The following is a 19,770-nucleotide window of genomic DNA, read 5'->3' as shown; positions in this document are numbered from 1 at the left end:
AAACATTAGAATAGTTTTACAACCCATCATGCTTTACAGCTGTTACATTACTCATTATCTACTATTTATCATTAAAATGAATTCTCAAACTGTTCTCTATACACCTCTATATTCTATATTAACTCCTTGAATATATATAAAATTATGCGATTTAGCATCAAAATAATAAGCCACTTTTTCTAAAAACGCATCTTCGTTTTCTTCTAAATACTAGGTAACCTCATCTAAGAATATCGAATCTATATATTCTTCCGGTCCTTTCACATAAAACCCATCATTTATCCCATCATTTTGAAATGCTTTTTCCAAAGCAGGAAGGTATATTTTATAAAAATCCTGAGGTTTCATATTTTTTATTTTTTTAAATTTAGAAAAGCAAAATTTATCACCAAACTATAAAACTGTAAAAAAACTCAAAATTTCTCCTAAAGCCTAAATCCATGGTTATTAATCAAGTAAAGTTAAGAAAAAAGTTTTGCAGAAATTTAATTAAAAATTATCCTGGAATTTATTTTTTTATTTCAAAAAGTATTGTACCTTTGCAACCGCAAAAACGAAGTAAAATTCGTTATTGATGACCTTTAATCGGGGCGTAGCGTAGTCCGGTCATCGCGCCTGGTTTGGGACCAGGAGGTCGCAGGTTCGAATCCTGCCGCCCCGACTGTTTTAGTAATTTTCTCAAAATTACAAATGGGTGCGTAGCTCAGCTGGATAGAGCATCTGCCTTCTAAGCAGACGGTCAAAGGTTCGAATCCTTTCGCGCTCACAACAAATAGTACTTAGGTCTATTTATTTTAATTTTTAAAGCTTTTTTGTTTTTTAAATTAAAATGATGAAGTAAAATTCATTAAGGATGACAATTCGGGGCGTAGCGTAGTCCGGTCATCGCGCCTGGTTTGGGACCAGGAGGTCGCAGGTTCGAATCCTGCCGCCCCGACAGTTTTGGTAATTTTCTCAAAATTACACAATGGGTGCGTAGCTCAGCTGGATAGAGCATCTGCCTTCTAAGCAGACGGTCAAAGGTTCGAATCCTTTCGCGCTCACAAAACCTCATCATTTTTATGGTGAGGTTTTTTTGTTGTACTATACTAAAGATTATTAGCCCAGATCAACAGAGAGAGCATCCCGATTTATAATCGGGACGGCAAAGGTTCGAATCCTTTCGCGCTCACAAAACCTCATCATTTTTATGGTGAGGTTTTTTGTTGTACCATACTAAAGATTATTAGCCCAGATCAACAGATAGAGCATCCCGATTTATAATCGGGACGGCAAAGATTCGAATCCTTTCGCGCTCACAAAACCTCATCATTTTTATGGTGAGGTTTTTTTGTTGTACTATACTAAAGATTATTAGCCCAGATCAACAGAGAGAGCATCCCGATTTATAATCGGGACGGCAAAGGTTCGAATCCTTTCGCGCTCACAAAACCTCATCATTTTTATGGTGAGGTTTTTTGTTGTACCATACTAAAGATTATTAGCCCAGATCAACAGAGAGAGCATCCCGATTTGTAATCGGGACGGCAAAGGTTCGAATCCTTTCGCGCTCACAAAACCTCATCATTTTTATGGTGAGTTTTTTTTGTTGTACCATACTAAAGATTATTAGCGCAGATCAACAGAGAGAGCATCTCGATTTGTAATAGGGACGACAAAGGTTCGAATAAACAGTTTGTATCCAGCTCAAAAAAAACTATGTTTCTATCTGGTTCAAAAAAATATAACCACATAGAAACATTAGAATTATTAACTTTTTTATTTGTGCATTCTTGCAATCATTTAGTGAGCAGCATTTAATTTTATCTGAGATAAAATCTTTGCGACTTAAAAACAGAGTTATCTTCTCAAGCTCCTTGCGTCTTCGCGTTTTCCAACCAAAAAAATTACAACAAACACCTATACAAAACAAAATCAGAATAGGAAAATTCCTACTCTGATTTAAGTATATTTGAGTTATTAAACTAGTCAACCTTTTTCAGGACTAGTCACTAAGTCCTATTTTGGGTTTATTGTAATCTTTTGACTTGGGATGCAGAAAATCCTATACAACTGTTACTTCCTCTTTCACACTAAATCATGGCTAAAAATGAGATTCTGTTTTTGCTATTTTGAAATAATTGTTTCCAAATAATGCTGCCAGTTTTCTTTGTAGCTGGTTCCAATAGGAATTTCTATGGAGTTTATTTCAATTTCATTCTTAGTATAAGCAGTCATTTTTTTTGTATGAATAATAAAAGAACGATGAATTCTAATAAATTCAGAATTCAATAATTTTTCAAAAACCGAAATATTCTGTTTTATATGATGTGATTTTCCATTTTCCAAATGAATCGTTATGTAATCCTTCAGGCTTTCGATATACATAATCTCATCAAAGATAATTTTAATGTGTCTATTGCCACTTGTTACAAAAATATGGCTTTCAGATCCCGCGTTACCTTCTTTCTTTGGAGTTTGAAACTGTTTGAATTTTTCTATTGAAACAAAAAAACGGTCAAAAGTAATTGGCTTTAAAAGATAATCAATCACATTAAGTTCATAGCCTTCAAGGGCGTATTCTCTGTAAGCTGTTGTAAAAATTACTTTAGGCGGATTTTTTAATTTTTTTAAAAAGTCATTTCCTTTCAGAAGCGGCATTTCAACATCTAAAAAGATTAAATCAACAGAATTATGCTCTAAAAAGGAATACGCTTTTAATGCGTTTTCAAAAGAATCTATTAACTCAAAATTTTCAAAATTTGCCAAATGAGAAGCAATTAATTCTCTTGCCAAAGGTTCGTCGTCAACAATAATACACCTGTGTTTCATTCGAGATAAGTAGTTTGGAGTTCTAAAAGCTAATGTAATGGTTTGGAATGGTCTATCGGCATTCTTATACAACTTCTTTCCCGTTTTAATTTTTCAGACAAAGTTTAACTGTATAATACCTCTGTGTTTCTTCAATTTCCAATTGATATTTCTTTGGATATAATAAATCCAATTGTTTCCGGACGTTTTCTAAGCCAATTTTAGATTGGTTTGAAATTCGGGCCAATTCATTTTGAGGTTTTGTATTCTTGATACTAAAAATAATTTGTTCTTTTTTGCTTTCTAAACTCAACCTGATTGTTGCTTTTTCAGTTTCATTAATTACACCATGTTTAAACGCATTTTCGATAAAAGTCAATACAATCAAAGGCGAAATTTTATTGCTTTCCTGAATATCTTTCGTAAATAAAATATCCAATCTGTTTTCGTCATACCGTAATTTTTCCAAAGCAATATAATTCTCAATCAGCGTAATTTCTTTTTCAACAGAGACATAATCTTCATTACAGCGATATAAAACAAAGTCTAAAATTTCAGATAGTTTAGCAATTACCTCAGGGGCTTTATCATCTTTTTTTAGGGTTAAAGTATAAAGATTATTTAAAGTATTGAACAGGAAATGAGGATTCAGCTGGTTTTTCAGAACCTTTAATTCTATTGACTTTTTTTCTTCTTCCAATTTTAAAAGACGTTGTTGTTTGCGATTAAAACTGATAAATCCTAAAATAATAACGGGATAGGTGATAAAAGAAAACTCTCTTACGATCAATTTGCCCGAAGTAAGACGTTCACGAATCGTCATTGTATGCCCAAGCCAATCATTGAAGGAAGTTGGGAATCTGGGTTCCAGATAATAAAATTTTACAATCATTAAAAGAGCAAAAACAAAATAAAGCCAGCCAAAAGCAGAAATTATGAAAAGTAAATATCTTTTTTTATTTAATGTTTCCGGAATAATCCAATATATCAAACCGTAAGCAACAGCGGCCTGCGCTAAAATTTTACAGGAGTAAATAACAATGAATGCATAAGAATCTTCATTGTCCGATTTATTTGAATAAAAAAACAACAAAAATAAAATCCAGTATAAACAATGAAGTGCCGTCCTTTTTAAGTTAATTCTGTTGATAAAATTCATTCTATATTTTAATTGATGGCAAAGTAACAAAATATAGAAATAAGGTCTGTCAATTAATCTGAATAGTCTGTTTTAGCCTCTAAAAATCCTATTTCAGCATACGAATTCAACAAAATTAAAAAATCGATTATTTGAATGCTTAAACAGCTTTTTCAACCGCACTCAAAACAGGATAATTATAGCGCAATTATATTCGCTTAAAATAACAAAATGATCAAACTCATTATGGCAGTACTATTAAGTAATATGCTACCATAAAAAAACCTTTTTAACGAGAAATGATTAAACCAACGAAATGAACAAAGTAATTAAAAATGCAATTGGTATTCTGATTCTATTGAATACCTTAACCTTGTTCTCACAAGAGACCAAACAAGAAATAATGTACAGCAAAACTTCTAAACTAATAAAACCAACCTTGTTTGCTGATTTGGGAGAAACCTGCCAAACGCCAGACGGAATGGCTTTAGATAAAAAGGGCAATCTATTTTTATCTATCACCAATCCAATTTCATTTGATCAATATGGCAGTAGAATTCTAACTTTTGATAAAAATGATAAACCGGTTGTTTGGTTTGACCAGCTCCCATTGCACCCTATTACTAAAAAAGCACATCCAATGGGAATGGAGTTTGGTCCCGATGGAAATTTATATCTAATGGATAATCAGTTTTTTACCGGAAATGAAAATTTTTCAAGATTGATTCGGATTAATGTAAAAGACGGGAAACCTTTACATTCTGAGGTTTTGGTCGAAGGATTTAATTTCGGAGAAGCGGTAAGATGGTATAAAAACAGGATTTATATAACAGATGCTTTGTTTGAAAACAGAAGAGAAAGCGGAATTTACAGTTTTTCATTGGAACAATTAAATTCTAAAAAGATCACTTTAGATGCAAGCAGTAAGAAAAATTATACCATTGCAATCTTTACCTTAAAACCAGAAGTCACAAAAAAAACTATAGGAATTGACGGGATTGCTTTTGATAAAAAAGGAAATTTGTACGCAGGAAATTTTGGAGATGGCGTTATTAATAAATTAGAATTTGACAAAGATGGAAAGGTAAAATCGAATACAATAGTTTTCGATTCAGATCAGTTAAAATGCTGTGACGGATTTTTTTACGATGAAAAAAGAAATTCAATTTTTATTGCCAATTATGAGAATAACAGCGTTCATCAACTCAACTTAGATACCAATACAATTTCGCTGATTTGGGAAAATGACAATGCAGACGGTTCTGATGGAAAGCTGGATAACCCTTGTGAAACTATTATCTATAAGGGGAAATTATTGGTAGTTAATTATGATACTTTTCCAGGAGAAAAAAATAAAGAAGCAGATGCTTTTCATACTATATCGAGCTTTGATCTGGAAAATTAAATTGAAACTCAATATTAAAAAAATCACGAAATAAAGTAAACTAACGGCATCAAGTCAGCTATAAAAGTGTTCGATAATGATCCTGTTATAATCACAAAACCTCATCATTTTTATGGTGAGGTTTCTTGTTTGAGATATCCTTGTCTTTAGCACTTTCAGTTGTTCTTCCAACTCTTCATTTTTTGGGTATCACGATCTATCTTTAAACGGCCGCACTGCATTTAGCTACAAATTGCTCAAATTTTCGATCTGTATTTCGCATAACAGGTCCGTGACCGAAGCAGATAATAGCAGGGTTTAGTTTTGCTAACTTCTGTAGTGACTTTATATTACGCTGCTGATCCGAGGTGAATATACTTGGTGGAAGCCGAAGACCTGTCGCTGTTGTGAGCAGATTCATATTGGTTGCTACATCTCCGATGATCAGTACTCCATCTTGCTCACGGAATAAAGAAATATGGCCTACCGAATGTCCTGGAGTCTCTATTACCTTAAAGTTTCCGATTCTATCGTTTTCAACAATGGTCCGTTCAACTGTATGTCCCTGCCCTGCCCAGTACTTTTGTTGAAACCTTGCTACCCAATGTTGTGGTGTTGGATAATCGTTGGTTACCATCCCCGTTTCGGTCCTAAAAACTTCGTCGGGATGGCAGAGTAAAGGGATCTCGAACTCCGCGCATATTTGATCGCTACAGCCCTGATGGTCTGCATGTGCATGCGTTAGTACATGTTGATAAACGGGGATTTTCTGGAGAGCCTTCTTTACAGTGCGATATGAACTTCGTATTCCGGAGTCTACCAATACGCCTTCAATTATATAGCAGTTTATGCTGTTTCGTGGCATCAGTGAAATCTGAAATATTTCAGGAGCAATTTGACGTAACATAGTTTTTTTGTGCAAATCTACATCGTTGATCAGAGCTGCATAAGGACATTTGTCCTTATAATACGTTGGGCCGAAGTATTTGTCCCTTCGTCCGTGTAAGTGATCGCTGCGTGATCCCCAGATACGATGCCAGATCCTGAGTTGTGACACGCTTGATAAGCATGGGTTCATTAGACAGAACATAATGGTATTTATCTATAGCCGATTTATTATTGTAATTCAGCAGATAAAGTTCTTTTTGGCTATACTCTTTTTCCATTACCGATTTTATAACACCGTTCCAGGCGGTTATCTGAACAAGCAGACGCAGGTAGTCTGGGTAGCTTATCCTATAGATAACGCTATCTTCTATAGCCTTGAGACTCCTTCTGGATTTTTCCTGCTTCACAAACTCCTGAAACGAGGTGACAAATTCATTTTCAAACTTAAAGCAGGTTATATTTTCTTTTCCATCTTTGTCTATAGCGTATGCTTTTACAGCGCCACTAACTATAAATCCTATATAACGACAAGGTTCATCCTCTTGAATAAAAAAATCACCTTTTTTTAGATGGATAGGTTTAAAGAACTGTGCAGAAAAATTAATTTCCTCTGCTGATAATCCTCCGGTTGAGGCTAGATAAGTTTCAAATACATTAGTCATTTCGCAATTTTTTCGTCCTTTTATGTTCTTCTTAGCCATCAATGGATTCTATGTGAATCCAATATCCAAATCTAATCATTATTATACCTTCAAAAAAAGCTAACGTGAGAAATAGTTGTCATACCAATCAAATTGTTATAATTTTGTTCTCTCTATTTTAATTCAATGAAAAATTTCAAGTTCATTATCGCAAGCTGTGCCTTTGCTTTGACGCTTTCATGCAAAACAGCAACTCCGGTTATCAAGACTTCTATTCAGGATGTACCTTATCAGAATCTTGGACGTGACGGGAAAATATATGCTGCATTTTATCAACAAAGAGCCGCTGAATATGAAGCGCTTTGCCTACAGGCTTACAATATTGCAAAACTTCGTCTGGATGAAGCTTTAGCACAAAAACCTGATAAACCATTAGCCATTATCTCGGATATTGATGAAACCTTTTTAGATAATTCCTATTACGCAGTTGAGCGTTCTAAAATGGGAAAAGATTACGATCAGAAAACATGGGAAGAATGGACTGCTAAGGGTATTGCAACACCTCTTACCGGTTCTCAGGATTTTTATCAGTATGCAGCCAGTAAAGGGGTGCAGGTATTTTATGTTACCAACCGTGTGGAACAGGAACGTGCAGGAACTTTGAAAAATCTGAAAAAATACAATTTCCCACTTCAGAATGACACCAACCTTATTCTTAGATCTAAAGAAAGCAGTAAGGAAAACAGACGATTGGATATTGCTAAAAATTATAATATCGTTTTACTATTGGGTGATAATCTTGCCGACTTCTCCAATCTGTTTGATAAAAAATCAGAAACAGAGCGATCTGCTGCTGTGAAAAACTCAGCGAATGAGTTTGGTAAAAAATTCATTATTATTCCTAATGTTGGATATGGAGACTGGGAAGCTTCATTTTATAATTACAAATACGACTATACCCATCAGAAAAAGGATTCAATGATGTATAATGCTATAAAATCCAATCCTTAATATGAAAATAAATAGACCAACAAGATATTTATAATTTCAACGTTTAAAAATCCTCACCTGTTTTTACTGTGAGGATTTTTATTAATTTCATGAGAAATGAAACAACTCAACCGACATAAAACTGCTTCTACATTTGGTAATATGGCAATTCTCAGCTTAGGAATGTTCATTATTACCTATTTGAGGATTATTGAAAGTACTCATTTTTTGGTGGGAGTATTTTGTTTATTACTCTCCTATATTTCCTCTATAATCGCCATTATTTTCCACATACATAACCCGCTCTGGTGGATTATTCTTTTTATAAACATAGGCATTACCCTTATTCTTTGGCAATTATCCAATCTGATTCCACCCCTTTAGCTTATCCTACTTTCAATAAGAATAAAAACTACGCTTCACAATATAAAAATTCCGTTTCACTGACTGATTTCGCAGGATCAACTTAACTTTTCCTATGAGAGATCACAATTCATACTATTTTTACATCTATAAGCTTTTACCGGGAAGCCGTTATAAAAGTTAGTTTTAATTATTATTTAAGGAAGCATTGGTTAAGTATCAATAAAAATCTTTTTTGTGCAAAATATTCCTTGTAGCCATTTATGGCTAAACTATACACTTAATCATGTTTGGGTAGGATTGGTTATTCCAGTCCTATTTTTATTTTGTATTCTGTGAATCTTATAAACAAAGCCCTTACACTGATGTAAAGGCTCTTTTATTCTTAAAACTTAAATTCATCTATCGTTGGGTCATTCAACAGGATTTTAGTACAAACTTCATGATTCTTTGAAGCTCCCTGCACCCGCCAGATGGCTGTATATTTTTCTCCACTCCTCATTTGTTTTCCTCTGATTGATTTCAGACCGTTTTCTTTAAAAAGGGTCTCATATTTTTCTATTATTCCATCTTCGTAAGGAAGTGTGATCTGATAGATATATCGGGTACTGATCCTATCAATAATATTCTGGATATATTTGAACATGATAAGCAGCATAAATACAACAATGGAACCTATTGTGGCTTCCTGATAATACCCTGCTCCTATTGTCATTCCCAGCGCGGCACATATCCATATGGTAACAGCTGTTGTAAGGCCTGAAACCCTGTTATCTTCCTTAAAGATTACTCCAGCTCCCACAAAGCCTATTCCAGTGATAATATTGGCTGCAATACGGTCCGGACTTCCTGATTCTCCAAGATTCATGGAAAGCATAGTGAAAATACATGCTCCCAACGTCACTAATATCATTGTTCGAAGTCCTGCCGACTTTAATTGATATTCTCTTTCAATCCCGATAATACCTCCTACAATCACTGAGAAAAGAATGGGAAGTATATCATCCAGTAAGTTCATTGCTTAATTTTTTCTATCATTAAAAGTATTTGATTTTTTTCAATTGAGAAAGAGATATTCTGAACAAAAAAACCGCTGTACAATGACAACGGTTTTTATTTATTTTAAACAAAAGGTTTATTATTTAAGCTTATAAGAACTTCCGTTCCAAAGATAAGTTTTTGAAGAACGTTTTTTCTTCTCCCGATCTTTATCATCGGTTTCCATATCTTCTACTTTCAGAATAAAGGTATTGGGAATTCCTCCTTTATCATTGGGAAAAACATATTCTTCACTGTGATAGTAAGCTCCTGCATCTCCTACGTTCATCAACTGTGGAAGAGCAACAAGTTTCTTATCCTTATAAAGAACGTATTGGTCATAAGTCCCAATTCCACAAGCTTCACCAGACACCATTGCCTTTAAAGTAAATTCTACATCCTGTAGTTTATGGTTGCTTTCAATACTAAAAGAAGCTGTACTCAACTCTTCTCCTCTTCCGGTATCAAAGTAGATTTCTTCAATCAGCGTATTGCCTTCCATTACTTTTATTCCGGCAATATTCTGTTTTTCGATTTCATTCAGTGACTTATTTTTTCTATCCACCGTTTTTGAAAGTCCAAAAAGAAAATCATATCCGTTTTTATTACGGTAGCCTACACTAAGATTTCCACCCCAAATATAGCCTTCTGTCATTATTTCTCCTTTCTGGTAAGAAATTTTATACCAGTTGGCTCTTCTTTCTCCCAGTTGTAAAACCGGTACTGTTTCTTCTTTTTTAAGGATCAGAATCTGCTGATTGCTCTGCAGTGAATCCAGAATCTGTGCATTAACACCGGGCTCTGTTCTTACCCTTGTCCAATCTGTAAAGATCTTCTGATTCTTGTTTTCAGTAAAATTAAAAACACCGTCTGCATACACTTCATTTTCCTGAGCTGTAAAAAGTTGCAGCGTCAGTAAAAATAAAGCGGTCAATAAAGTTTTCATATTTGTTATTTCGTTTTTTTATTTTTCAAGCAGTAAGCTTACCCATTCTTCTCTCTGCAATTGCTTCTTCAGGGTAAGACCACTTTCTTTACATACTTCCAGAATATCATCTACATCAAAGAAACAAAGTCCTGAAAGTAATAGTTTCCCTCCTTCATTCATTACAGATACATACGTTGGGATGTCTGAGATCAGAATATTTCTGTTGATATTGGCTAAAATGATGTCGAAATTTTCGTTTCCTAAGTTTTCTGCTGTTCCTTGTTCAATTTCCAGCTCAACATTGTTTCTTACGATATTCTCTTTTGAGTTTTCTACAGACCATTCGTCAATGTCAATGGCTTTTGTATCTCCAGCTCCCTGTTGCTTTGCATAAATTGCCAATACAGAGGTTCCACATCCCATATCCAGAACTTTCTTCCCATTGAAATCAATATCCATCATCTGCTGGATCATCAGGTGTGTTGTAGGGTGATGCCCTGTTCCGAATGACATTTTAGGCTGAATGATAATTTCATGCATTCCCGGTACAGATTCATGGAATTCTGCTCTGATTAATACTTTATCATCAATGTTGATGGGTGAAAAGTTCTTCTCCCACTCTTCATTCCAGTTGATGTTCGGCATTTCTTCAAAAGAATATTCGATTTTTACATTTTCGTTTTCAAAGATCGGAAGGGCTTTAAGCTGATCTTCGTTAAATAAATCGGTCTGGATATATCCTAAAATTCCGTGAATTTCTTCTGTAAAGCTGTCAAAACCTATTTCGATAAGTTCTGCCATTAATATCTCGTTCCAAGGTTGCAATGGAGAAATCTTGAAGTTGAATTCTAAATAATTTTGCATGTGAATAATTTGCTGCAAAAATACTAATGTTATTACGGTTAAAAAAATGGAATGGATAAGTTTTGGGTAAAGCTGGTTGATTTTATGTTTTGTTGGATGGGTAAAGCCCACTTCTATTGATTTTGTATCTCTCGCAGATTGGGCGGATGATGCAGTTTTTTTTAGGTTTTGGCTAAAGCCGTTGGAATGGTAATATTATAAACAAAGCGGGCTAAAGCCCGCTTCTATTGAATTTTTTACCTATAATTTAAAATTGAATAAGTTGTTATATGACAACTTTAAACCTTAAACGCTCTTATGGATTCGTAGAGAAAATAGAACCGTTTGCGATTAATGCTCTTCTGTTCATTTTCAGGATATCTCTTACCCATTCTGCAAAGTCTTCAGGTTGTAATACTTTATCAGGATTTCCGTCTGTAAGTCCGCCCTGGATGCTCATATCAGAAGCAATAGTGCTTGGCGTTAATGTAATCACACGGATGTTTTGTTTTCTCCATTCTGCCATCATCGACTGAGATAGAGAAACTACAGCTGCTTTTGAAGCGGCATATGCTGACATATTTGGACCCCCTTTTAATCCTGCAGTAGAAGCAACGTTTACGATATCTCCTTCTCCTTTAGCTTTCATAAATGGGTGAACGGCTTTAGCTGCATAATACACTCCAAATAAATTGGTTTTGATCACCTGCTCCCAAGTTTCAGACGGCATATCTTCAATGGTTCCGAAATCTCCGATTCCTGCATTGTTCACCAAAATGTCTACTCCACCTAATTGCTCAGCTAAAGTTTCAATTCCTGCTTTTACAGCTGCTTCATCATCAATAGAGAATATTGCATATGCTGATTTTACGCCTAGTTTCTGGATTTCTTCAACTGTATTTTTAAGATTTTCTTCGTTTCTTCCTGTAATAGCAACGTTCACACCTTCATTTGCCAAAGCTAATGCTACAGCTTTTCCTAGTCCTCTTCCACCACCTGTTACAATGGCATTTTTTCCGTTTATATTCATAGTGTAATATTTTTCGTAGGACAAAGTTACGAAAGAACATTTTTATGGAATGGAAAGAAAGGAGATTTAATAGTTTTTTAATGGTTGGGATAGATATTATTAAGAAAGCAGGCTAAAGCCCGCTTCTATTGAATTTTTACTTACAACTGATATTCAGGTGTTTTCCGACAATTTTAAACCTCAGCAAAAATAAAACCGGCTCGTGAAGAACCGGTTTATACATCTAAAAAAAGTATAGTAAAAAATGAAAAGCTTAAGGAATCTGGATGGCGTTCTGTACTTCAAATTCTTCTGAAGCCGAGAACTGGTTTCCATACATGTCAACCGCTCTAACCTCAACTTTGTGTTTTCCTAAGGCTAGTTTTTTAGGAAAATCTGCTTCCCAGATATGTTTTGACAGTTCAGGATTGGAAGGTCTTCTTCCCTGTAGAATTTTCTCTGTGGTATCCCATTTGAAAACAGAAAGGGCAAAATTTGGATCTATGGTTTCATCATACTCCATTTCTTCCCATTTCCCGTTGTCTATTCTGTACTCCACTTTGTCTTTTTTGCTTCCCATAAAGAAGTTAGCCAACACTTTTGCAGAGGTTTTTGACGGGAATGGAATTACTTTCGGAACGTATAATTTGATTTGATAATCTTCCGGTTTTCCGGCGGTTTTGTATTTTACTTTGTATTGATTATCGGTAAAACTGATGAAGGAATAACCTTTTGAAGTTCCGTCTCTCATGGTTGAAGTAGGAAGCCCTGCTTCATCTGCTGTTCCGGAATACCAGTCTCCACAAGTGGTTCCTACGTTGTATTCATGCAGCTCTTTGATCCCGTTCCATCCCGCTTTTTTTCCATAGAAAATCTGCTGTTGGATGTGAGTATGTGCTGATAAAAGTAATACGTTCTGGAAAGGATTCAGGAAATCGAATAATTTCTGACGATCTGCATTTCTGAAACTGTCTTCATTGTTATGCTCCAGGGGAATATGGAAAGATACTACGATCAGTTTATTTTTATCTACTAATTTCAGATCATTTTCGATGAATTGAAGCTGATCTTCGCGGAATCCACCCCAGTAGCCTTTTCCATCTCTTGGATCTGGATACAAAATGTCATCAAGGATAATAAAGTGTACATTTCCGTAATTGAAGGAGTAATTGGCAGGCCCGAAATTGGATTCAAAGGTTTCGTCTGAAAGTTGATCATCTTTGGCATCGTAGTTCATGTCATGATTTCCCATTACATTATACCAAGGCAATCCTACTTCTTTCATCACATCAGCATAAGGTTTCTGCAGGCTTAGGTTATCTCCTACCAGATCTCCCAAACTGATTCCCAACACTGCATTTTTCTTGGTGTTTTTCACCTCGTTTACGATTCCTCTTTTAAAATAATCCAGTTCTTTCTCTGTATAAGGCTGTGGATCTCCGAAAACCAGAATATCAAAGTTTTTGGTCTCACTCTGTTTGTAAAGGGGAAAATTCAATTCTTTTGGAAGTTCACCGGTTGGAGCTACTCCTTTATATTTAAAATCTGCCGGAGAGCCTTTTGGTTTATGATGGTAGTAAAACTGTGGCAGGTTATTGCTGTTTAAAGCCGTTTGAAATCCTGATGGCTTGATCACAAAAATCGTCTGATCTTCCTGAACTGGCAGGCTGTATCGTCCATTTTTATCAGTTAAAACTACCTGAACACCATTAGAAACTGCTACTCCTTCAATTCCTTTTTCGCGGCTTTCTTTCTTTTGATTTTTATTGTTGTCTTCATATACATATCCTGAGACAGAAGACTGGGAAAAGGCCATTGCTGAAACCAGCATACATGGCATTAAAAGTTTTATGTTGATACTCATCTTTTATTATTATTTATTGTTTATACTTATTTACTCCACCACACTTTTACATTGATATCATCTCCGCCCATCTGTTGAACTGCTGCCTGATAATTATCTTTATTCTGCACTCTCGTATTGGTTGGATACATTAATCTTTGAGGAAGTTTTCCATCATTTAAAAGTCCACCGTTATTAGGAAGTTCCGGGAAGCCGGTTCTTCTTTTCTCAAACCATTGCTGTTGATCTACAAAGAATAGAGCTACGTATTTCTGGAGCATGATTTTCTTCATATCTCCGGTTCCGAATGCTACTGCCGGATTATCAAAATAGTTCGCCGGAACTATTGCTCCCCATTGTTCAATAGCGGCCTTTACTCCATTTTCATAATAAGTTTTTGCATTTCCCTGAATAACTCCTTTGAATGCTAATTCTGCTAAAGTAAACTGAAGCTCAGCATATGGATAAACGAAAATTTTCAAAGGTCCTTTTGCCAGATTTTGATTAAGATTGGAGGGCTGGTAATTAAATACAGTTCCAAATTTATATCCTGTTGGAGCTCCTATATATCCGATATTAGCATTCGTTTTCAGATCTTTTGCCTGAGAGAAAAACATAGCCATACGAGGATCATTATTAGCCTTCAATGTTTCTACAAAGAATTCTGAAGCAGCTCTTCCTGTGGTAAAATCCTGAGGCCTTGCAATGGGTGTCATTAATGGAAAAATTCCTGTAATATCTACTTTTACACCGTCTGCATTGCTTTGGAAAATAGGATAAGTTGTAGGGTTATTAATAATTTCCTGGATTCTTGCTTTAACATTCACTTCTCCATCTTTATTCAAAATTCTTGTCAGTAATCTCAGAGAAAGAGAATTACAGAATTTTTTCCAACCGAGAATTCCATTGGCTGCATCTGAATCTGCTTTAAAGAACAAATCTCCTCCGGTAAGTGCTTTCGTATTAATAAAAAGAGAATTGGCTGTTTTTAACTCATCCAATAATTTGATATAGATATCTTTTTGTCTGTCAAATTTCGGATACATGATTTTATCGTCTAATTGTGATGCTTCAGAAAACGGAACATCTCCATAGGTATCGGTTAAGTTAGAATAAATCCAAGCATTTAAAACCATTGAAATGGCCTGATAGTTTTTATCTCCTTCAGAAATGGCGGCTTTCTTAAGATCATCCACCTGTTTTAACCATCTGTAAGAGTTATCCCAGAAACCGTTTCCTGTTTTTTCTGTTAAATAGTAACGGCTCAATGAGTTTCCTTCGTTTGGAAAATCCAGAGAAACCTGCATAAGATCAAAATTAAGATCGTTAGCTCTGTTATACCCTACTGCAGACATATTGTACTGGATAGGGACCAACAAGGCACTGGCAACAGGCACATTGATTCTGCTGGTATCTTTATTGATCTCATCAAGACTTCTGTCACATGAAACAGTACTGCCCACAAGAGCAAGGAATGAAGATATATAGATTAGCTTTTTCATTTTTCTGATTTTAAAATTTAACATTTAACTGGAAACCAATAGTTCTTGCCTGAGGTAACTGCCCCATCTCAACTCCCGGTGTAATGGTAGAATCATCTAACGTAGCTGCTTCCGGATCAAATAGTGGGAACTTCGTCCACATCCAAAGGTTTCTTCCAAATACCGCAAGGGTAATATCTGTAAGCTTTAAAGGTTCAACAATTGATTTTGGGAAAGAATAAGAGATTCTGGCATCTCTCAGTTTAAGGTATGAAGTATCAAATGAGTTGGTCTCTACGTTTGCTCTTCTATAGTAGTCTCCATAATAAGCGGAAACCGGAATTCCTTTTGTATTAGGAGAAAAAGTTCCATCAGGATTCTGAACAACTCCCTGCCCAACGATTAGACCGCCCGGATTATCTCTTCCTGCAAGAGTATGGGTAAGTTTCCCTTGTTCAGACATTTTGTGATGGGAGTGAGAGTAAGCAATTCCTTTATACTGCCCGTCAAATGAGAAACTCACGGTAATATTTTTGTATCTGAATTCGTTCTGAAGACCTGCTCTCCACTTTGGATAAGCATTTCCAATCTTTTTCATTTCTGTAGACTTTGCCGTTAAGCCGTCTTTAGCATCATAAACTACCTGTCCATCCGGCGAATATACCAATCCTGCTCCGTAAATATCTCCCAAAGAGCCTCCAACTACAGCATCATAAAACACTACACCTCCTATACTTCCCATCGTATAAGGTTTCCCATTATACTCTTCCGGAAGGGAAATGATTTTATTTCTGTTCATTGACCAGTTGGCGTTTACACTCCATGAGAAGTTTTTATTCTTAATGGGATAAGCATTTAAAGTCATCTCAATTCCTCTGTTTCTCAGTTCACCAGCATTGATGATTCTTTTGTTATAACCTGTTTCATACAACATCGGAATAATAATCGATTGGTCTTTAGAATTATTCTGATAAGCCGTAAAGTTGAATGTCAATCTGTTTTTCAGAAGGGTAAAATCCATACCTCCTTCAATATTGGTAATCATCTCCGGCTTCAGATTTGGATTTGGATAAAGTAACGGAGCTTCTACGGATCCAACAAAACCACTGTTTTCATAATATTTATCAAGCATGTAGGTATACGTATCGTTTCCTACTTTAGACCATGATAATCTCAGTTTCCAGAAATTTAAATTGTCTGATTTTAATTTAAAGATATCTGATAATATGAAGGATGATGATACAGACGGATAAAAATAAGATCTGTTATGAGCAGGAAGTGTACTGCTCCAGTCATTTCTTGCTGTTACATCCAGGAAGATCATGTCTTTATAACTGAAGTTGGCTAATGCATACACACTGTTTACCTGATTATCATTAGGTTTTGGAAGCTTATATTCTACCTGCATGGCATTGGAAAGCTGGTAAAGGCCTGCTTTATTAAGACCATTTCCTCTGTAATCATTCATGGTATATTCATGATACCTGATATTTCCTCCAGCTGAAGCTGTTACTCCAATATTTCCGAATTTATTTTTATAAGTGAATAAAACATCATTATTCAAATCCATATATCTGATGTATTGTTCTCTGTAGTACCCTTTCGCGTAATTGGCAGAACTCCAAGGTCTTCTTTGGGTACGAAGTTCATTGTTCCATTCCAAACCGGTTTTATAGGCTACATCAAGATTTTTTGCCAGCTGGTAACTGATATTGATATTTCCTGTAATTGTTTTTTTGTTGGTGCCATTCAAGTTTTCATAGGCAATCAGGTAAGGATTGTCAATATAAGAACTGAAAGGGTGAACCTGATCTACCTGTTCCTGCCCTTTCTTCCAGATAGGCCTGTACCACGCAAGATCTACGTTGGGATTCTGAAAGATCATGAAATAAGAGATCGATTGGTTGTTATACCCTGTTGCAGGAAGATTATCACTTTTTGTCTGACTGAAGTTTATTTTAGTCCCAATCTTCAGTCTGCTGCTCAGTTTATGATCTAAGGATAAAGCCGCATTGAATCTGTCTAAGCCTGTATTAGGCATCATCCATTCATTTTTCAGATAAGAAAGTGATGTTCTGAAAGCGGTAGTTTCATTAGAATGCTCTACAGATAAACTATTTGAATAATTGGATCCTACCTGCCAGAAGTCTTTAATATTATTTTTATAAGGTCTCCAAAGCTGTCTTTCCAAGCTCTGTCCTTCTATGTTAGGATCATACTGGAAGTAGTACTGGCCGTCAAACTTTGGTCCGAAGGCACTACTCGTAGAACCTGTGTTTATTCCATCAACAGATGGTCCATAGGAGTAATAATAGTTTCCGTTTTTATCTTTTTGCTGAGTTCCTTGCCCGTATTCATATTGATAATCCGGCCATTTCAATACTGAATCATAACTTGAATAGGAATTAAAAGCAACCTGAACTTTTCCTTTTCTGCTTTTTCCGGATTTGGTGGTAATCATAATGGCTCCTCTTGAACCTCTTGAGCCATATAATGCGGATGCTGTAGGCCCTTTCAGAATAGAGATGGATTCAATATCATCAGGGTTGATGCTGTTAAAACTGTCTCCATAATCAATAGGTAAGTCTCCACCTGAACCTGCTCCATACGCTGAAGTTCCGGTTCCTGTTTTTTTTCCACTCAAAGGAACGCCATCCACAACAATCAAAGCATCATTATTCCCCATATTCATGGAGATGTCCCCACGAAGCGTGATACGGCTTGTACCCAAAGGTCCTGCTCCTGCAGTCTGAATCTTTAACCCGGCTACTTTACCTTCTAAAGCCTGTGCCCAGTTATTATTCTGAGTTCTTAGAATTTCTTCAGAAGTAACTGTCTGGGTAGAGTACCCTAAAGACTTATCGTGCCTTTTGATTCCCAAAGCAGTCACTACTACTTCATCAAGTCCTTTAATAGTGTCTTTTTTAGCTTTCTGCTGAGCGGTCAGACTGGCGCTGAATAATCCTAACAGCGACAATACCAACAACTTTTGTGTCTCTTTACGCATATCCTTTTTGTTTGCGCAAAATTAGAACGACATTATGAGTATGGCTTTAACAACATTTTAACGTTTATTAAATGTTCATTGAATACTATATTAAGTATTTCTTAACAACATTACATAAAACACTATCTAACAGTCATTTAAAAAATTAAGGATTTTTAACACTATTTTCAAACTCTGTTTATTTGTGTATCTTTATTGTCTTGCTCTGAGATAATAATAGAAAATCTAAGGAAAAAGGATCAAAGCTACATAAGTTAAGTTTAAGAATAATAGACTGGAAACCATTTTTAATCATTAGTATGGATACCACTACAAAATTAAAATGCAGTTTTGGATTATTAGATTTTTAACGCAATGCTCGCTAAGATTTTATAATGATACTGGATGATTTTTAAGAACGCAGAGGCGTTTTACTCAGCAATCACTGAGTAAGTGTCCCTAGCTGAACGAAAATGAACGTAGTCAAAAAGATATCATTGCGCTCTCTGCGTTTACAAAAGACACTTATTTTGTTGCCACTAATGCACGAATTATTATTAATCTGCTTTTCAGGTTTTCATAAAACAAAAGTCCACCCTTAGAAGGATAGACTTTAGAAAATTATTTGTTTGCTTAGTGCTATTTATTTTTCAGCTGCTCAGGAATGTTTGTTGTTACAAATCCGATTCCCTGTTTTTTCAGTTCATCATATACAGCAATGTCATTTACCGTCCATGAGTTGGTGATTAATCCTAAAGTTTTTGCTTCAGCAATCCAGGTTGGATTTTTCTGGAAAATACTGTAGTGATAATCCATACCATCCAATCCTTGTTTTTTGATCTGCTCCGGTGATAGTTCTCCGTTCAGATACTGAACTTTAAATGATGGCGCCAATTTTTTGATCTCTTTACAGATATTAAGACTGAAAGAAATGAATTCACTTTGAGATTCCAGTTTCATATCCTTAATCATTTTGATCGTCTTCTGAGTGATTTCATTTTCAATCTCAGGAGTTTTATCCGGTTTGATCTCTACGATCAGTTTCACGGAAGTATCTTTTTTCCCTTGTTTTAAATAGTCTTTTAAAGTAGGAAATTTTTCGCCGTTTGATAATTTCAAAGCTTCCAATTCTTTGAATAAGGTTTCAGAGATTTCCATTTTACCGTGATGCTCATCGTGATTAATGACCAATACTCCGTCTTTCGTCATTCTCACATCAAACTCAGAACCGTAAACTTTTAATTTCTGAGCATTTTCTAATGATTGAATTGAATTTTCCGTTGTAGGTGGCTGAGCCTGGAAATATCCTCTATGGGCAATAATCTGGGTTTGTGCTTTCATTAAAACTGTACTTAAAACTGCTAACCCTAAGATAAAATTTTTCATAATATAATTTAGATAATTAAAATAAAGTCCTGAAACTTTTGATAAAGGTAGTTAAATAGGAC

The 19,770-nt window shown here is 35.3% G+C and carries 15 protein-coding genes and 4 tRNA genes; 6 read left to right on the top strand and 13 right to left on the bottom strand.

Annotated elements, in window-relative coordinates:
- Positions 1–210: 210 nt before the first annotated feature.
- Complete coding sequence (locus tag BLS98_RS23120) at positions 211–348, bottom strand: hypothetical protein (protein ID WP_167356142.1); 138 nt, start codon at positions 346–348, stop codon at positions 211–213.
- 238 nt (positions 349–586) lie between these two features.
- Here BLS98_RS23120 and BLS98_RS00160 point away from each other — a divergent pair.
- The 4 genes from BLS98_RS00160 (at position 587) to BLS98_RS00145 (ending at position 1,043) form a co-directional block, all read left to right on the top strand.
- Positions 587–661 (top strand) — tRNA-Pro (locus BLS98_RS00160).
- Between the two features lie 31 nt (positions 662–692).
- Positions 693–766 (top strand) — tRNA-Arg (locus BLS98_RS00155).
- 96 nt (positions 767–862) lie between these two features.
- Positions 863–937: transfer RNA gene (locus tag BLS98_RS00150), tRNA-Pro, on the top strand.
- Between the two features lie 32 nt (positions 938–969).
- A tRNA-Arg gene (locus BLS98_RS00145) sits at positions 970–1,043 on the top strand.
- A 1,063-nt stretch (positions 1,044–2,106) separates the two neighbouring features.
- On the opposite strand, the gene BLS98_RS00140 is transcribed toward BLS98_RS00145, so the two are convergent.
- Positions 2,107–2,811, bottom strand: coding sequence for a LytR/AlgR family response regulator transcription factor (locus tag BLS98_RS00140; protein ID WP_089732437.1), 705 nt, complete (start codon positions 2,809–2,811; stop codon positions 2,107–2,109).
- A gap of 85 nt (positions 2,812–2,896) precedes the next feature.
- Positions 2,897–3,949, bottom strand: a complete 1,053-nt coding sequence (locus BLS98_RS00135; RefSeq protein ID WP_089732435.1) for a sensor histidine kinase — start codon at positions 3,947–3,949, stop codon at positions 2,897–2,899.
- Positions 3,950–4,244: 295 nt separating this feature from the next.
- Here BLS98_RS00135 and BLS98_RS00130 point away from each other — a divergent pair, with 295 nt between their 5' ends.
- A complete protein-coding gene (locus BLS98_RS00130; RefSeq protein WP_089732433.1) occupies positions 4,245–5,333 on the top strand; it encodes an NHL repeat-containing protein in 1,089 nt (362 codons plus the stop codon).
- A 202-nt stretch (positions 5,334–5,535) separates the two neighbouring features.
- On the opposite strand, the gene BLS98_RS00125 is transcribed toward BLS98_RS00130, so the two are convergent.
- Positions 5,536–6,219: an MBL fold metallo-hydrolase gene (locus BLS98_RS00125; RefSeq protein WP_089732432.1), complete on the bottom strand. Its 684-nt coding sequence runs from the start codon at positions 6,217–6,219 to the stop codon at positions 5,536–5,538.
- A gap of 55 nt (positions 6,220–6,274) precedes the next feature.
- On the bottom strand, positions 6,275–6,862 hold the full coding sequence (locus tag BLS98_RS00120; protein WP_089734355.1) for a Crp/Fnr family transcriptional regulator: 588 nt from the start codon (positions 6,860–6,862) through the stop codon (positions 6,275–6,277).
- Positions 6,863–7,027: 165 nt separating this feature from the next.
- Here BLS98_RS00120 and BLS98_RS00115 point away from each other — a divergent pair, with 165 nt between their 5' ends.
- Positions 7,028–7,852: a 5'-nucleotidase, lipoprotein e(P4) family gene (locus tag BLS98_RS00115; RefSeq protein WP_089732430.1), complete on the top strand. Its 825-nt coding sequence runs from the start codon at positions 7,028–7,030 to the stop codon at positions 7,850–7,852.
- A 727-nt stretch (positions 7,853–8,579) separates the two neighbouring features.
- On the opposite strand, the gene BLS98_RS00110 is transcribed toward BLS98_RS00115, so the two are convergent.
- The 8 genes from BLS98_RS00110 to BLS98_RS00075 form a co-directional block, all read right to left on the bottom strand.
- The gene (locus BLS98_RS00110; RefSeq protein WP_089732428.1) at positions 8,580–9,212 is read right to left on the bottom strand and encodes an MgtC/SapB family protein; all 633 of its coding nucleotides are present in this window, start codon (positions 9,210–9,212) and stop codon (positions 8,580–8,582) included.
- Between the two features lie 120 nt (positions 9,213–9,332).
- Entirely contained in the window at positions 9,333–10,178 is an 846-nt protein-coding gene (locus BLS98_RS00105) for an SH3 domain-containing protein (RefSeq protein WP_089732426.1), read from the bottom strand.
- 18 nt (positions 10,179–10,196) lie between these two features.
- Positions 10,197–11,024, bottom strand: a complete 828-nt coding sequence (gene prmA, locus BLS98_RS00100) for a 50S ribosomal protein L11 methyltransferase (protein ID WP_089732424.1) — start codon at positions 11,022–11,024, stop codon at positions 10,197–10,199.
- A 295-nt stretch (positions 11,025–11,319) separates the two neighbouring features.
- Positions 11,320–12,033 carry a 3-ketoacyl-ACP reductase gene (locus BLS98_RS00095; protein ID WP_089732422.1) on the bottom strand — a complete coding sequence of 238 codons (714 nt, stop codon included), beginning with the start codon at positions 12,031–12,033 and terminating at the stop codon, positions 11,320–11,322.
- A gap of 253 nt (positions 12,034–12,286) precedes the next feature.
- Positions 12,287–13,852, bottom strand: coding sequence for a calcineurin-like phosphoesterase C-terminal domain-containing protein (locus BLS98_RS00090; protein WP_089732420.1), 1,566 nt, complete (start codon positions 13,850–13,852; stop codon positions 12,287–12,289).
- Between the two features lie 50 nt (positions 13,853–13,902).
- Positions 13,903–15,357, bottom strand: a complete 1,455-nt coding sequence (locus tag BLS98_RS00085; RefSeq protein ID WP_089734353.1) for a SusD/RagB family nutrient-binding outer membrane lipoprotein — start codon at positions 15,355–15,357, stop codon at positions 13,903–13,905.
- Between the two features lie 10 nt (positions 15,358–15,367).
- Positions 15,368–18,343, bottom strand: coding sequence for a SusC/RagA family TonB-linked outer membrane protein (locus tag BLS98_RS00080; protein ID WP_089732418.1), 2,976 nt, complete (start codon positions 18,341–18,343; stop codon positions 15,368–15,370).
- A gap of 618 nt (positions 18,344–18,961) precedes the next feature.
- Positions 18,962–19,708: a glycerophosphodiester phosphodiesterase family protein gene (locus BLS98_RS00075; protein ID WP_089732416.1), complete on the bottom strand. Its 747-nt coding sequence runs from the start codon at positions 19,706–19,708 to the stop codon at positions 18,962–18,964.
- Positions 19,709–19,770: the final 62 nt, after the last annotated feature.

The organism is Chryseobacterium jejuense (genome assembly GCF_900100075.1).
Classification (GTDB): Bacteria; Bacteroidota; Bacteroidia; order Flavobacteriales; family Weeksellaceae; genus Chryseobacterium; species Chryseobacterium jejuense.
This window is presented reverse-complemented; position numbering and strand designations above follow the sequence as displayed.

Coding starts and splice junctions, on each gene's coding strand:
- prmA (WP_089732424.1), bottom strand. CDS start 11,024: ATGCAAAATTATTTAGAATTCAACTTCAAGATTTCTCCATTGCAACCT.
- BLS98_RS00125 (WP_089732432.1), bottom strand. CDS start 6,219: ATGTTACGTCAAATTGCTCCTGAAATATTTCAGATTTCACTGATGCCA.
- BLS98_RS00105 (WP_089732426.1), bottom strand. CDS start 10,178: ATGAAAACTTTATTGACCGCTTTATTTTTACTGACGCTGCAACTTTTT.
- BLS98_RS23120 (WP_167356142.1), bottom strand. CDS start 348: ATGAAACCTCAGGATTTTTATAAAATATACCTTCCTGCTTTGGAAAAA.
- BLS98_RS00085 (WP_089734353.1), bottom strand. CDS start 15,357: ATGAAAAAGCTAATCTATATATCTTCATTCCTTGCTCTTGTGGGCAGT.
- BLS98_RS00130 (WP_089732433.1), top strand. CDS start 4,245: ATGAACAAAGTAATTAAAAATGCAATTGGTATTCTGATTCTATTGAAT.
- BLS98_RS00115 (WP_089732430.1), top strand. CDS start 7,028: ATGAAAAATTTCAAGTTCATTATCGCAAGCTGTGCCTTTGCTTTGACG.
- BLS98_RS00140 (WP_089732437.1), bottom strand. CDS start 2,811: ATGAAACACAGGTGTATTATTGTTGACGACGAACCTTTGGCAAGAGAA.
- BLS98_RS00075 (WP_089732416.1), bottom strand. CDS start 19,708: ATGAAAAATTTTATCTTAGGGTTAGCAGTTTTAAGTACAGTTTTAATG.
- BLS98_RS00080 (WP_089732418.1), bottom strand. CDS start 18,343: ATGCGTAAAGAGACACAAAAGTTGTTGGTATTGTCGCTGTTAGGATTA.
- BLS98_RS00120 (WP_089734355.1), bottom strand. CDS start 6,862: ATGACTAATGTATTTGAAACTTATCTAGCCTCAACCGGAGGATTATCA.
- BLS98_RS00095 (WP_089732422.1), bottom strand. CDS start 12,033: ATGAATATAAACGGAAAAAATGCCATTGTAACAGGTGGTGGAAGAGGA.
- BLS98_RS00090 (WP_089732420.1), bottom strand. CDS start 13,852: ATGCCATGTATGCTGGTTTCAGCAATGGCCTTTTCCCAGTCTTCTGTC.
- BLS98_RS00135 (WP_089732435.1), bottom strand. CDS start 3,949: ATGAATTTTATCAACAGAATTAACTTAAAAAGGACGGCACTTCATTGT.
- BLS98_RS00110 (WP_089732428.1), bottom strand. CDS start 9,212: ATGAACTTACTGGATGATATACTTCCCATTCTTTTCTCAGTGATTGTA.